General features: G+C 70.0%; 9 protein-coding genes and 5 pseudogenes. 9 read left to right on the plus strand and 5 right to left on the minus strand.

Annotated elements, in window-relative coordinates; all coding sequences use genetic code 11:
* Both ACWD6R_RS37005 and ACWD6R_RS37010 read left to right on the plus strand, forming a co-directional pair.
* Positions 1-142: pseudogene (locus ACWD6R_RS37005) on the plus strand (IS982 family transposase); the annotation flags it as partial.
* 116 nt (positions 143-258) lie between these two features.
* Positions 259-510, plus strand: a pseudogene (locus ACWD6R_RS37010) (helix-turn-helix domain-containing protein); the annotation flags it as partial.
* A gap of 30 nt (positions 511-540) precedes the next feature.
* On the opposite strand, the gene ACWD6R_RS37015 reads toward ACWD6R_RS37010, so the two are convergent.
* The gene (locus ACWD6R_RS37015) at positions 541-2,448 is read right to left on the minus strand and encodes an amidohydrolase (protein ID WP_451822764.1); all 1,908 of its coding nucleotides are present in this window, start codon (positions 2,446-2,448) and stop codon (positions 541-543) included.
* 102 nt (positions 2,449-2,550) lie between these two features.
* Between ACWD6R_RS37015 and ACWD6R_RS37020 the strand changes: the two genes are divergently transcribed.
* Positions 2,551-3,570 carry a LacI family DNA-binding transcriptional regulator gene (locus ACWD6R_RS37020; RefSeq protein ID WP_451822765.1) on the plus strand — a complete coding sequence of 340 codons (1,020 nt, stop codon included), beginning with the start codon at positions 2,551-2,553 and terminating at the stop codon, positions 3,568-3,570.
* Positions 3,571-3,924: 354 nt separating this feature from the next.
* Here ACWD6R_RS37020 and ACWD6R_RS37025 read toward each other — a convergent pair whose 3' ends face one another.
* The 3 genes and pseudogenes from ACWD6R_RS37025 to ACWD6R_RS37035 form a co-directional block, all read right to left on the minus strand.
* Entirely contained in the window at positions 3,925-4,776 is an 852-nt protein-coding gene (locus tag ACWD6R_RS37025; protein WP_451822772.1) for a MerR family transcriptional regulator, read from the minus strand.
* 279 nt (positions 4,777-5,055) lie between these two features.
* Positions 5,056-6,099 (minus strand): annotated as a pseudogene (locus ACWD6R_RS37030) (IS701 family transposase); the annotation flags it as partial.
* Between the two features lie 132 nt (positions 6,100-6,231).
* On the minus strand, positions 6,232-6,738 hold the full coding sequence (locus ACWD6R_RS37035) for a GNAT family N-acetyltransferase (protein ID WP_451822766.1): 507 nt from the start codon (positions 6,736-6,738) through the stop codon (positions 6,232-6,234).
* A 128-nt stretch (positions 6,739-6,866) separates the two neighbouring features.
* Between ACWD6R_RS37035 and ACWD6R_RS37040 the strand changes: the two are divergent.
* Positions 6,867-7,064, plus strand: a pseudogene (locus ACWD6R_RS37040) (transposase); the annotation flags it as partial.
* Between the two features lie 129 nt (positions 7,065-7,193).
* Here ACWD6R_RS37040 and ACWD6R_RS37045 read toward each other — a convergent pair.
* Positions 7,194-10,397, minus strand: coding sequence for a glycosyl hydrolase family 95 catalytic domain-containing protein (locus ACWD6R_RS37045; RefSeq protein WP_451822767.1), 3,204 nt, complete (start codon positions 10,395-10,397; stop codon positions 7,194-7,196).
* 279 nt (positions 10,398-10,676) lie between these two features.
* On the opposite strand from ACWD6R_RS37045, the gene ACWD6R_RS37050 reads away from it, so the two are divergent.
* The 5 genes and pseudogenes from ACWD6R_RS37050 to ACWD6R_RS37070 form a co-directional block, all read left to right on the plus strand.
* Complete coding sequence (locus ACWD6R_RS37050) at positions 10,677-11,264, plus strand: exonuclease domain-containing protein (protein ID WP_451822768.1); 588 nt, start codon at positions 10,677-10,679, stop codon at positions 11,262-11,264.
* 368 nt (positions 11,265-11,632) lie between these two features.
* A complete protein-coding gene (locus tag ACWD6R_RS37055) occupies positions 11,633-11,839 on the plus strand; it encodes a hypothetical protein (RefSeq protein WP_451822769.1) in 207 nt (68 codons plus the stop codon).
* Between the two features lie 193 nt (positions 11,840-12,032).
* Positions 12,033-13,577 carry an alpha/beta hydrolase gene (locus ACWD6R_RS37060; protein ID WP_451822770.1) on the plus strand — a complete coding sequence of 515 codons (1,545 nt, stop codon included), beginning with the start codon at positions 12,033-12,035 and terminating at the stop codon, positions 13,575-13,577.
* A 381-nt stretch (positions 13,578-13,958) separates the two neighbouring features.
* Entirely contained in the window at positions 13,959-14,168 is a 210-nt protein-coding gene (locus tag ACWD6R_RS37065; RefSeq protein WP_451822771.1) for a hypothetical protein, read from the plus strand.
* Positions 14,169-14,263: 95 nt separating this feature from the next.
* Positions 14,264-14,496, plus strand: a pseudogene (locus ACWD6R_RS37070) (hypothetical protein); the annotation flags it as partial.

The following is a 14,496-nucleotide window of genomic DNA, read 5'->3' on the forward strand; positions in this document are numbered from 1 at the left end:
CCTGGAGCGACATGGCGGCAAGAGCCCGGCCGGGGTCGCGGTCCGCGTCCTGTGCCGGATCCTCGCGCTCACAGCGGCGATCTGGCACAACGACAAGACCGGGCAACCAGTCAAACGGTCACTGACTGCCTACGATCACTGACCGCAACGACACCCCTTGGACTCATTCATCTAGTGCTGTCACCGCATTGGTTCGCCGGGTTGGTGGTCGTGGCGGTTGGATGTGCGGTGACATCCGATCCGACTGCTGGAGGTGCGGTGGCCGAGCCCGTCCGTGTGCGCAGATTGACCGACCAGGAGGGGCGGCGGCTGCAGCAGATCGTGCGCCGGGGCAGCACCAGTTCGGTGCGCTTCCGGCGCGCGATGATGCTGCTGGCCTCGGCCGGCGGCAACCGCGTTCCGGTCATCGCCCAACTGGTCCAGGCCGACGAGGACACCGTCCGCGATGTCATCCACCGGTTCAACGAGATCGGCCTGGCCTGCCTGGACCCCAGGTGGGCGGGAGGCCGAGCTGGACGCGGCCATACGGGGGCCGGACCGCTACGGTCGGTCGTCGCCGTGGCCGCAGGCCTGGTGTCGTCCGCCGTGCACCGCCGCGTACGCCGACGGGCGGGGCGCGGCGGTGGCCCGGTCGAGTCGCGCGACCGCGGCCCGGCCCGCCGATGAGTGCGCGTCGTGGACGACCCGGCCGCCCATCAGTGTCAGCTCGACACGGGTGTCGCTGATGTCGGCCACAGGGCATTGCGTCACATCACGGTCGAGAACGATCAGATCCGCCGCCAGACCGGGCCGGACCGTTCCCGTCAGCTGGTCCATGCGCAGCTGCCATGCCGTGCCGTACGTGTGCATCCGCAGCGCCGACGTACGGCTCAACCCCTCCAACTCCCGGTAGAGCGGCCCCTCACCTTCCGCGCCCGTGCGGTCGATCGCCGTACGGATCTGGTTCCACACCTGGAGCGGGTCCACCGGCCAGTCCGAACCGCCCGAGAGCCGGGCCCCGTGCCGCTCCAGGGAGCGGGCAGGGTACATCCACCGGTGCCGCTCGGGCCCGATGTACGGCAGGAGCGCCTCCATCGTCCATGTGTCCTGTAGCGCCCACTGGAGCTGCATGCAGGCCACCACGTCCAGTGCGGCGAACCGCCCCAGATCCGCCGGGTCCACCAGCTGGAGGTGTGCGATGGTGTTCCGGGCGTCGCGCAGCCCGGTAGTGCGCCGGGCGTAGGCATACCCGTCGAGCGCCGTGCGCACCGCGCGGTCGCCGAGCCCATGGGCGTGCATCTGCCAGCCGGCCCGGTTGAAGGCCGCGGTCAGCTGCCCGTAATCCTGCCCGGAGACATACAGCTCACCGCGGTTGTCCGTCGGGCGTCCGGAGCCGTCCAGATAGGGCGCCAGGAGCGCCGCCGTCTGCGCCGGGTACTCGATCACCCCGTCGAGGAACACCTTGACCGTCCCGAACCGCAGCCCAGGTACGTTACGGAAAGAGCTCTGCAGCCCGCGCGCATACGCAAGCGCCGCCTTCGGATCCTTCGCCAGGTCTGCGTCGATCCTGATCGCGGGGACGATCCGCTGCGGCAACGACCCCGCGTTCGCCAGAGCCTGATACGTCGCCAGCCCGCTCTGCCCGACCGCCGCGTCCATCATCGTGGTCACCCCGGAGGCCGCCGCCTGGGCGAGGACCCGGGAGCAGGCGGCGACCAGATCGGCCTCGCTCGGCTCAGGGATGTGGCGGGTCACCAGGGCCTGGGCGTCGTCCTTGAGCACCCCGCTGGGCTGCCCGTCAGGCCCCTTCACGATCTTTCCGGCCACAGGATCGGGGGTCGCCGCGGTGATGCCGGCGATCTCCAGGGCGCGGGCGTTGACCCAGGTGTTGTGGCCGTCGCCCCCGGCGAGGGCGACCGGGCGGCGTGTGGGGAGACGGTCGAGCACGGAGTGGTGGGGGAGGGTGCCATGCGGCAGTAGCCCGATCGGGTTCCAGTCCGAGACCACCAGCCAGCCGTCGGGCTCCTGGCCGGGCGTGTCCTGGAGGAAACCGGTGAGGATCGCGAGGAGTTCCTCGGCGGTCGTCTCGGCGCCCGCCAGGGAGGGGCGCAGCGAACGCTCACCCGCGCCGAGCGGGTGCACATGGCCGTCGTGGATGCCGCTCATCACGGTCGCCCCGTGCGCGTCGACGATCTCGGTATCCGGTCCGGCGAGGCGGTGCAGTTCGCGGCCCCGGCCGGTGGCGAGAATCCGGCCGTCGCGCCCGACGGCCACGGCCTCGACGGGGCGGGCACCGGGCAGCCCGGTGAACACCCGTGCATTGTGGATGACCATGGCCGCGGCACTCCGGTGCGCGGCACTCCGCTGCGCGGCACTCCGCTGCGCGGCGGCCGCGGGGCCGGCCGCCGCACCCACCAGTCCGGCCGCACCCGCGGCGAGCATGGTCCGCCGGGCGAGAGAAGAAGTCATGGCCACTCCAAGGGTTGGGCTGCATACGCTGTGGCCGGACCCTCGTTGATTAACGCCGTAACCAGAACCCGCCCGGAATGACGGAATCCGTAGGATGACGCCATGCCAGGGCCCACCCTCGCCGATGTGGCACGCGCCGCAGAGGTCTCCACCGCCACCGTCTCGCACGCTCTCAACGGAACAGGCCGGCTCACCGACTCCACGCGCCGCCGGGTCCGCGAGGTGGCCACCATGCTCGGTTACGGTTCCCAGCGGACCGCGCGGACCGGGAAAACCCTGGGCGTGGCCGTCACGACCTACGCCGGATTGGCCTGGAACTTCTTCGACGTCCCGTACTTCGCCCGGCTCCTCGCCGTCGCCACCGCCACCGCGCACGCCCACGGCTACGCCCTGACGATCCTCCCCGCCGGCTGCGGGGCCGAGACGTCCTGGCACACCCTCACCGTGGACGGCATGCTGCTCCTCGACAGCCCCACGGACGACCCGGTGCTACGTGCGCTGCGCGCCCGGGGCATCCCGCTCGTCTTCGACGGCCGACCCGTCGATCCGAGGCCCGGGGACGTCTGGGTCGACAACGACCACACCGCCACCACCCGCGAGGTCCTCGGCCACCTGGCCGCCTCGGGCGCCCGGCGGATCGCCCTGCACGCCGGGTACGGCGACGAGCACTACACCCGGGCCGTGACCCGCGCGTACGAGCAGTGGTGCCACGAACACGGCCGGACTCCACTGGTCCTCACCTTCGACCCGTACGACGTCCCCGGCCACGGCCTCGACGCCGTCTTCGCCGCCCGCGCCTGCGACGCGGTCTACGCGATCTACAACTCCGGCGGCCGCCAGGTCCTGGCCGCAGCGGCCCGCCACGGCCTGCGGATCCCCGACGACCTCCTCCTCGTCTGCACCAGCGAGGACCAGGCCTACGCCGAGAACGATCCGTCGGTGAGCACCGTGACCCTGCACCCCGCAACGATCGCCGAGACCGCGGTGACGGCCCTGGTCTCCCGCCTGTCTCCCACCACCCCGCCACCACCCCCTGGCGCCCTGACGGTCCCGGCGGCCCTCCACCCCCGCCGCTCCTCACGCCGCCGGGCCCGGCCTGGCTGTACTCGGCCGGGAGGTTGATAACACGCCCCTGTCGGTTGTTGGTCATGGAAGGACCTCCGGGCGTAGGGCCTTCTCCGCGCCGAGATCAGCAACAGCTTCCCGACCTCCGGTCACAGGACGCGACTCCCAGGCAGGCGGTCACGTCATGCCCTACCCTCCCGGGCGGGGCACCAGTGCTTCCTGGTCCTCACGACCGAAGCGAAGAGTCCCGTGCCGGGCGGCCGGGGAGACCTCCGCCCGCGCCGACGCCGACCTGGAGGGCCGCCAATGCCCCGCCGAACGCCGCCAGTCGTCGCGTACTCCGGTCGAGTTCGGAGTGGCCGAGGCAATGCGTCCTCGCCGAGGCAATGGGCAGGCCCGCGCCGGGAGGGCTCAGGCTCCGGGCTGCGCGGTGTCCGGTGCGGCGGCCTCCGCTGTGCGGCGACGTGACTCGCCCTCCTGGGCGAGCCGCCGGAGCAGGGCGAGGACCGGTTCGAGGAGCAGGGTGAGAATCGCGGCCCGTTCGGCGAGCGCCATCCGGTCCTCGATGCCGTCGAGCTGGTCGAGGTCCAGCCGCGCCACGGCGGCGGCCAGCCTGGCGTACGGGAGGAGGTCGTCCACGCCGAAGTCCACTCCGAGGCGGCTGAGCTCTCGCAGGCTCGCGGCCAGCGCGCGGCGGTGGGGCGAGGCTTCCGATACGTCCCACTCCATGGCCTCCACGAGGCTGTCGACGCGCTCCGTCAGCTCCTCGGCGCCGGTCGATCCGGTGGCATCGGCCGGGGTGCGCAGGGCGTAGTGGATGACGCCGAGCATGCCGCGCGGATCATGCGGCTGGTCGATCTCGGCGAGCACCTCACGGGCAGCGGCGAAGGACAGCCCTCCCAGCGTTGTCAGCGCCCGGATCAGCCGCAGGCGCTGAATGTGCTCCTCGCCGTATTCTCCCCGAGGCACTGCGCGAACTGCCGCGCTACTTCCTCGCGGAATGCGAGCGCGACTTGGGGCACTTCGACGACTCGCTGGACGGGATGCGCCAGGTCGCCGATGCCGGAGGCCGTCTCGCCCCCACAGCGGCACGCGGCCTGGTGCACCTGGCCCGCCGGGTCGGCCGGTTCGAACGCGTTCGTATCGCCGTGGACGCCCTCGGGCCGGAGGGCCGGGCCGACCGGGCCCGCGGCGACCTCTGGTGGACGCAGGGCAACATCGGACCGGCGTGCTCCGCCTACGCCGGGGCCCGGGACGAGGCACTCGGCCTCGACCAGCGGGGCGAGGCGGCGCTTTCCCAGGCCTGCCTGGCCTTCGCCGCCGCCTTCCAGGACCGCCCTCGCGCCGCGGAACAGGGGTTGCGGCCTGGCGACGGTAGTGGCTGGCTTGGGATCGGGCCTGGTGGCGGCGTCTCCAGCGGGACCAGCGCAGTCGGTGGGCTGTGCCGTGGGCGCGTTCTGCGACGAGGGCGATGAACAGGTGGGCGATCTCGTTGCAGGTCAGCGGGATCAGATCGTCGGGGGCGGGCTGGTGGGTGTGTTCGTCGGCGCGGACGACGGCCAGGAAGGCGTGGGCGAGCATGGCCAGGGTGACCCAGCGCGACCAGGACGCGTAGCGGCGGACCTGGTGCTCGTCCAGTCCGGCCAGGCCCTTGCCGGACTGGAATGTCTCCTCGACCCGCCACCTTGATCCCGCGACCCTCACCAGGGTCGTCAGCGGTACCGGCTGGGGCGAGTAGCAGCGGTAGTAGGCGAGTTCGCCGGTGGTGCGGTTGCGGCGGATCAGCAGGTGGCGGTGGCCGGGGGCTGGGTTGGGCAGGTCGATGTGGGCCCAGTCGTAGAAGCGTTGCCCCTTGGCTCCGGCCCCGGCGGACAGCTTCTGCCAGGCCCGCTTGGGCAGCTTCCTGGCCAGGATGTCCGCGCGGAACTTGCCTGCCTGTGTGGTGACTTCGTGGTTGCAGGCCACGGCCAGCACATACCCGGTGCCGCGTTCCTCCAGGGCGGTTCGCAGTTTGGGGTTGCCGCCGTAGACCTCGTCGCCGGCCACCCAGGGGGCGTGGTGGCCGGCGTCCAGGAACCGGGCGATCATGCGGGCGGCCAGTTCGGGCTTGGTGGCGAACGCGGTGTCGGGGTCGAGTCCCGCCGTGCGGCAGCGGTCGGGCTGGTCGGTCCAGGAGCGCGGGATGTACAGCTCGCGGTCTACCGCGGCGTGACCCCGCTGGCCTGCGTAGACCAGGTAGACGGCGACTTGGGAGTTCTCGATCCTGCCTGCGGTGCCGGTGTACTGGCGTTGGACGCCGACGGTGTGCGTGCCCTTCTTCACGTCGCCGGTCTCGTCGACGACGAGCACCGCATGGTCGTCGTTGAGGTGCTCGGCCACATAGTCGCGCAGGTCGTCGCGGATGGCGTCGGCGTCCCACTTGGCGCGGTTCAGCAGGTGCTGCATGCCGTCCGGGGTCGCTTCCCCGGCCCGCTCGGCGATGGTCCAGCAGTTCTTTCGGGGCAGGTCCGAGAGCAGTCCGAGCACCAACCGCCTTATCCGGCGGCGGGGTTCGACCCGCCTGAACCGGCCTGCGACGCGATTCATCAGGGCCTCGAATGATTCCTGCCAGCGGGCAGGGTCTACGCTGTGACCTGTGGCCACCACATGATCTTCAGTCTTCACACACCGATGATCAACGGTGGCCGTATCCGTCTCCCAGCCCACCCAACTGCAAGATCACGATCTCTGGCTGGAGTGTAGGTCGCGCTGATAACAGGTGTCTGGCTTACCGCCGAGGTCGGCCGGGTCGGCCTGGCCGACCGGGATGAACCCGGCCTTGGCCAGCACCTTCTGGGACGCAGCATTGTCGTGGGCGGTGGCCGCCCGCAGCCTGCGCAACCCGTGCCGCGCCGCCGCCAGCTGGCACAGCTCCTGGACGGTCGCGGTCGCCACGCCGCAGCCAGCGACGTGCTGCGCGACCCGGTAGCCGAGTTCGGCAATGCCGTCCTCGAAGTCGTACAGGTTGAACCGGCCCAGAACCGAGCCATCCTCGGCAACGAGCACGTAGAAGGCGCTGATGCCGGCCTCTTGCTCAGCCAGCAAGGCGCTGAGCCGGTCGGTGAACTGGTCGTAGAACTCGTCGCCGCGGTCGGAGACCGAGGCAGCGAAGTAGGCGCGGTTCGCCAGCTCGAAGGCCAGGACCGCCGAGGCATGGTCGGCATGCAGCCGTTGCAACTCGGGCATTGCCCAACCGTACCCCGATGGTGCACTGAGGCCACCTGAGTTTCCGCCGGCGGCAGACAGCCCCAAGACCCAAGGCACATAACGATCTACGACTGAAGGGCTAGGGCGTTTCTTTCCGATCAGTTGCTGAGCAACTCGGCGAGGGTAACGGCGTGTTGATCGTTGATGACACCGGCTTCGTGAAGAAGGGCACCACCTCCGCCGGAGTGCAGCGCCAGTACTCCGGCACCGCCGGACGAACCGAGAACTGCAGCCCCGCCGAGCTGGAGGAAGCGAGGGGGCGGCTGCGCGCGTGCGTACGCGGGGAGGAGTTCGCCCCCCGGGCGCCGTTGGTTTTACAGTCCCGACAACTGCCTCGGAGATGGCGTGTTCTGATACCGGTCGGCACAGCCGGTGAAGAGACCGGCTGTGCCGACGACCCGTGCCGCGCTGCTTCGGCCGGCGGACGGCCGACGTCAGGGCTTGATCGGCTTCACCTTCGTGTCGACGCCGTTCACCCGCACGGTGACGTTCCCCTGGTTCCGCGCCCGGTCGGCCACGATCCTGTAGGACGTGACTTTCCCGTCGCGCCACTCACAGCGGACCTCGTAGCCGCCGCGGGCGCGGAGCCCGGTGAAGGAACCCTTGGCCTTCCATTCGTCCGGCAGGGCGGGCAGCAGGTGGATGACGCCGTCGTGGCTCTGCAGGAGCATCTCCGCCACGGCGCCCGAGATGCCGAAGTTGCCGTCCATCTGGAAGGGCGGGTGGTTGCAGAACATGTTGGGCAGCGTGTTGTAGGTCAGTAGTCCGCGCAGCATGATCTGGGCGCGGTGCCCGTCACCGAGGCGGGCGAAGAGGGCTGCCCGCCAGGGCCAGGTCCACGAGCGGCGGCTGTCGCCCGACACCGTCGCGGCCGTGAACGGGACGCCTTCCTTCTCGCCGCACCGTGCCTTGAGCGAGACGAGGGCGGCGGCCGCGAAGTCGGCCGTCTTCGGGGTGATTTGGCGGCCCGGGTAGACCGCGAAGAGGTGCGAGGTGTGGCGGTGGATGTCGCTGGGGTCGTCGATGTCCTTCTGCCACTCCTGCAGCTGACCCCACTTGCCGATCTTGTTCGGCGCGAGGCGCGCCTGCATGGCCACGACCTTGGCCCGGTAGTCGGCATCCGCTTCGAGCGCCGCCTCGCAGTCGAGGTAGTTCTGGAACAGGTCCCAGATGATCTGCTGGTCGTACATGACGCCGTCCTCGCGCGGCCCGTGCTCGGGGGACCAGCCGTCCGGCGAGACGAGGAGTCCGTCCTCGCGCTCCTTGAGACGGTCCTCCCAGAACTCGCAGATCTCCTTGATCATCGGGTAGGCGACGGTGCGGAGGTAGACCAGGTCCTGGGTGAACGCCCAGTGCTCGTAAAGGTGCTGCGCGTACCAGGCGCTCGCGACGGTGTTCCACTCCCATGCGTTGCCGCCGAAGATGCTCTGGCTGGTGCGGGCGGTCCAGCCGCGCGTGTCCTTGCCGAAGGCATTGCGGGTCGCCACGCGGCTGGGCACCGCCACCTGCTTGATGAACCCGACGAGTGCCTCGTGGCACTCCGGCAGGTTCGTCGTCTCGGCTCCCCAGTAGTTCATCTGGACATTGATGTTGGTGTGGTAATCGGAGGCCCACGCCGGCGTGTTGCTGTCGTTCCACAGACCCTGGAGGTTGGCGGGCAGACCCTTCGGGCGCGAGGAACTGATCAGCAGGTATCGGCCGAAGTCGAACATCGTCTGCTCGAGGGTCGGGTCCTCCCCGCCCTCCGCGTAACGCGCCAGCCGGGCGTTGGTCGGCAGGGCGACGACGGTGTCGTCGGAGGTGCCCCAGGCGACGGAGACGCGGTTCATGAGGGCGCGCATCTCGGCGGTGTGCTTGTCGCGCAGCTGCTCGTAGGACAGGGCGGCCGCCTTGTCGAGCGCCGCGGCGACGACCGGTCCCGGATCGGCTCCGCGCCACCCCGCGGCGGCGTCGAGCTTGTAGTTGGTACGGGCGTCGAGGAGCAGGGTCAGGGTCGTGCAGCCGGTGAACCGGAGCACCGACCCGTCGGTGCTGAAGTCGCCGTCGGTGTGTACGGCCTGGACGGTGCACGCGTGCTTGAGGCCGTTGCCCATGACACCGCTGAAGGCCACCCGCCGGGCGTCGGCGTCGACGGTCGTCGGGGCCTGATCCTGTCCGGATGTCAGCGAGATCGCTCCGGAGAGTCCCTGGTCGCTGTCCGACGTGTACCGGAAGACCATGACGTCCGCGGACCGGCTGGCGAAGGCCTCCCGCAGGACGCGCCGCCCCGGCTCGCCGAAACGGGTGACATGGACACCCTCGAAGAAGTCCAGGGCGCGCTGGTAGTCGACGAACGTGGACTGCATGCGCGTGTCGAACCCCTTGCCTTCCAGGACGATTTCCGCGATCTGGAAGCCGGTGGACGACTCGCCGGGGGTGAACGTGAGCCGGTAGGTGCGGTAGGCCGTGCTGTTGGTGATCCGGAAGGTCCGGGTCTCGCCGCGGCCGGCGAAGGGCGCGCCGGGGTTCTGCGTGTCGAGGGTCACCCAGGCTTGCCCGTCCTGCGACGCCTCGAGCGCCCATCGCCGGGGGTCGTCCTGCGGACGGTCCGGGGCCGCCCTCAGCGTGTACGAGGTGACGGCGGCCGTGGTGGACAGGTCGGCCTGCCAGACGACCGCCGGTGCGACGGCGTCGACCCGCCAGACCGTGGCCGGATCACGGTCCACCGAACTCGAGATGTCCGTGGCCTGGGACCCGGTCCCGGAACCGGATCCCTTGGAGTGCCCGCTGGGCGACGACAAGTACAGCGAGCCGCCGCCGCCGAGGTCGACGCCGGACAGACCGATCTCGCTCACCTGGAAGTGACTGACTCCTGCTTCGGGAACGAAGTCGAACCGGTAGAAGCGGTAGGCCGCGGTGTCGGCACAGGTGAATTCCTTCGTCTGGAAACGGCTCTCGAAGGGCGTCGCCAGAGTGCGGCTGTCCAGCCTGGTCCAGGTGGCGCCGTCGGCGGAACCGGAGAACGTCCACTCCTGCGGGTCGCGCTGCGGCACGTCGTTGGCACTCGTCAGACGGTAGGACGCGACCTCGACGGGTTCGGGAAGCTCGACCTGCCACTGCACCTTCGAGCCGGGCGCCTCGATGCACCACTTGGTGCTCGAGTTACCGTCGTACGTCTTGTCGACGCCCTCCGTCGAGGAGGTCCGGTACGGTCCCCCCGGGGCCGTGACCTTCGTACGGCGACCGAAGGTGACGACGACATTACCGAAGTTCCGGTACGAGCCGAAGCCGGTCATGCTGGTGTCGAAAGCGCCGTCCGGCTGGCCCGCGAGTGCGTTGTCGTAGTTGTTGACACCACCCCAGAGACTCTGCTCGTTGAACTGGATACGCTCCTCGCTGGGGTTGGCGAAGAGCATGGCGCCCAGCCGGCCGTTGCCGATCGGCAGGGCCTGCGACTGCCAGTCCATGGCGGGGACCGAATACTTCAGCGCCTTGCGCGACAGGGTCGGCCACTGGACGGACGCCGCCGCGGCGGCCCCCGCGGCAACGGCCTGTCCCACAGGGATTCCCCCGGTCAGCTGAGTGATCAGCGGCGTGAGGGCGAGGGCACCGCCGAACTTGAGGATGCTTCGTCTCTGCGGATGGGGTTCATTGGTCACGAGAGACCTCCTGGCCCATTGATCGGTTCTTTAATGGAGGGGTGGGGGGGATGCATCGACGTATGCCGAGGGCGAGGCCATTTCACCGGACGACAGATCGGATGTCTAGAGGGTGCGGCACTGTCTCTACTGGTCGCCCCTCCCCTAGTTTTTTTAGGGGGTGTTCCTGGTTCAGATCAAGGTGTGAGGTCAGGCTCGAAGAAGTTGCTGTTGGCGGTGGGTGTGGGTATGCGGAAATTGGGGTGCCGGAACCGGGCGTGCGTCCCTATCCTCGGCCCCATGCGCCACGAATCCGCCCTGCTGAACGTCATCGATGTGGAAGCCACCTGCTGGGACGGACAGCCGCCGCCCGGCTCTGTGAACGAGATCATCGAAATTGGTCTCACCGTCGTGGACGTGTCAGCACGGCGCCGCGTGTCCCGGTACCGTGCCCTGGTCCGCCCTGCCCGGTCGGCGGTGAGCGACTTCTGCACCGAACTGACCGGACTGACGCAAGCCGAGGTGGAACGGGGCGTCACCTTCGCCGAGGCATGCCGGATCCTCGTCGAGGAGTACGAGGCCGGGGAGCGTCCCTGGGCGAGCTGGGGCGAGTACGACCGTCGGCAATTCGCTCGGCAGAGCCGGGCCGACGGGGTGGCGTACCCGTTCGGCTATCCAACGGAGCGCAGCCACACCAACGCCAAGGCCGTATTCGCCGCGGCCTACGGGCTGCGCAAGAAACCCGGCATGGACCACGCCCTGCAGATCGCCGGACTGCCGCTTGAGGGACGCCATCACCGCGGCGAGGACGACGCGTGGAACATCGCCGCACTCGTCCTCGATCTGTTGGGCCGTGGGGCTTGGCCAGTCACGGCCACAGTCGCCTAGTCCAGGTCCTCTCTTCCGGATCTTGCTGGACGCGCGACGCCGGGTATCCCTCCCCTAACCCCTAGGGGCCGGGGGATCCGCGCGCTGATCCGACAAGCCCGGAAGATAGGGAGGCCGCGCCGATTGGGCCGAGGCGCCGGCCTGGTCCGCCACCGCCGCTCCCGAGGAGCTCGCCGCCGACAAGAACTTGGCCACCGGTCGGGCGCTCGACCCGCGCCGCTCCACCCGTACCACCGCCCGCGACACGGCCGAACTGCTGCAGGCGATCTGGGCCGATTACACCGGGCCCCTGCTGTCTGCGTGTGGGTGCGGACGGTGGTGGGGTGTCAACTGATTGACGCCGCCGTGTCGTTGGCTTCCGTCCGCCGGTGTGGGCGGTTGCGAAGAGCGGCAGCCCGGTCGGCGTGGTGCGCAACGAGGTCGGCGTCGTCGCCCACCCAGGCGGAGGCCGAAACGCGGCAACCGTGTTCACCCGCTCCCGCCCGGACGCCGACGACACGGCGCTCGGCCGCGCCGTCGGCGCTGCGGCCGCCCGTGCCGTCGCCGCGCTGCGGGCCGGGGTGTCCACGGCGTGACTGCCGGCAGGTGGCCGGTCGGCCGCCGACCCGGAGAGATGAACGACGAGGAGCAGGACTCCAGCAGGACGGCGGCGCGTCGTCCTACTCCGCAAGTTGGATCACGAGCCCGTCCCCGCGCCGTACGGGCACGAGTGGGGACGAACAGAGACTGGAGGCAATCCGAAACACTGATTCTGTACAGAGGACTGGCATGGCTCTACGAGGCGCCCGAACGATTTCCGTGCTGACGGTCGGCGCGGTGACGACCGTGATGGCAGCGCTCACCCCCGTGACGGCGTTCGCGGCGGGGGATCCGCTCCAGCAGTACGCGCAGCAGAAACTCCGTTGGGAACGCTGCGATACGGGCCGGCCGGCGGCCCTGGAGTGCGCGAAGGTCAAGGTGCCGCTGGACTACAGCGCCCCCGGGGGCCGGAAGATCGACCTCGCGATATCGCGGATCAAGGCGGGCAGCGCGAAGGAGCGGCACGGCGTGCTGCTGATGAATCCCGGGGGACCGGGCGTTCCGGGGCTGACCATGCCCGCGGAGATGGAGTCGCTGCTGCCGGCGGAGGTACGAGAGCGGTTCGACCTGATCGGCTTCGACCCGCGCGGGGTCGGGCAGAGTGCGCCGATCGGCTGCGGCCTGACGGACGACGAACAGACCTTCCAGCACCCCTACACCGCAGGGACGTTCGCGAAGGACGTGGCCCGGGCCCGGACGGTGGCCGACAAGTGCTGGGCCAAGGCGGGGGACGTGATGCCGCACATCACCACCCGCAACACGGCACGGGACATGGACGTCGTCCGGGCGGCACTGGGAGAGAAGAAGATCTCCTACTTCGGGTACTCGTACGGTACCTACCTGGGCGCCGTCTACACGCAGATGTTCCCCCAGCGCTCGGACCGGTTCGTGCTCGACAGCGCGCTCGATCCGACGCTCGCGTGGCGAGGGCTGTTCCGGGGATGGTCGGCGGGGGCCGAACTCGCCTTCACCCGGTGGACCGAGTGGGCCGCCGCACGCAACGCCACGTACGGGCTGGGCCCGACTCCGGCGGAGGTCCGGAAGACGTACTGGGAGCTCATCGCCCACGCCGACCGCACGCCCATCCCGACGCAGGGCGGGGCGCTCAGCGGCGGCGCCATCCGTTCCGCGTATGGCGCGTTCGTCCACGTCGAGGCCGTCACCCCGTGGATCGTCGGGTTGAAGGCTGTGGCCGCGGTCGGACCGCCCGCGCCGGCCACGCTGACCGCGTCGGCAGTGTCGGCCGGATCGGCGGCCCCCGGCTCCGCCCCGGTCCGGTCCGCCGATGCGGGGGCGTTCGCTGCGGACGTTCCGGCGGACAACGCGTCCGCCGTCGTATGGGGCGTCTTCTGCGGCGACACCCGCAGCTGGCCGCGCAACCCCGAGCAGTACCGCCGGGACGTGATCCGAGACCGAGCCACGTACCCGCTGGCCGGCGACCTGGGGGCCAACATTCAGCCGTGCGCGTTCTGGAAGTCGGCGGCAAGCGAGCCGGCCACCGTGGTGAGCAACGACGTCAACGCGCTGATCGTGCAGAACCAGTGGGACCCGCAGGCGACGCTGGCCATGGCGCAGGGCATGCGTCGGGCGCTGCACGGTGCGCGGATGGTCACGGTGGCCGGCGGTGAGGGCCACGGCGTGGTGGTGGCCGGCCCGTCCTGTGCGGATGCCAGCGTCACGCGGTACCTGACCACGGGCCGGCTGCCCGCGAAGGACCTGACCTGCGACGGCTAGCTAGCTAGGACCTGTTCTGAGTCCGGATCACAATCAGAGCGTTCGCCCTTCGGTCGGGTGCTTCGGTTGGTAGCACGGCTGTATGACGCGTGGTGATCTGAGCGATGGTGAATGGGAGTTGATCGAGCCGCACCTTCCGCTGGGGTGTCCGGGCCGATCCCTGACCTGCGCAGCTACTTCGAGGGCGGCTGCGCGCGTGCGTACGCGGGGAGGAGTTCGCGTACCTGGCAGGACTCTCGTACCTGATGGCCGACGAGGAGCCGCCGGCCGAACTACCCCGAGCGCGGTGGCTGGACGGACAGGCCTCCGTACAGGCACGCTGTGTCGCGATCGTCGAAGTTCGGCGCCGGGAGGCTGCCGCGATCAGAGGAGAATGAGCCGGTGGCGAAGTACACCACGCTGGAACAGATCGACCTGCGGGCCGTGGCCGACAGCTACGGCCTCGACGATCCGCGGCTCGCCCCGCTGTCGGGCGGCGCGGCCAACTCCAGCTTCCGCCTCTCCACCGCCTCTGCCGAATTCGTCCTGACCATCCTCGACAACCACGACACGGCAAGCGCCGAGTCGATGGACCGGTGCACAGTCAACTGATCAGACGGTCGAGCGATCGAGCCATCGGGCATCGAGCAATCGAGCGAGAACGGGAGCGCGATGTGAGCGGGGCTGGGGGGCAGGACGGGTCGTCCGTGTCCGAAGAAGAGTGGGAGCGGTTCCTCCGTGAATCGGTTACGGGTGCGGCCGGGGCCCCCGTGGAGCCGCCGGCGCGCGCCCGTGGGGTGGAGCGGCGGCTGCAGGAGCGCTCCGGGCAGCCGGAAGGCTGGCGTACGCGGCGGCCGGGCGAGTGCGGGAGCCTTGTCAGCGGACGACGTCGAACACGTTCTTCTGCAGGCCGTTGGCGTAGGCCTCGTGCTCGACCAGC

Source organism: Streptomyces sp. NPDC005151, assembly GCF_053599875.1.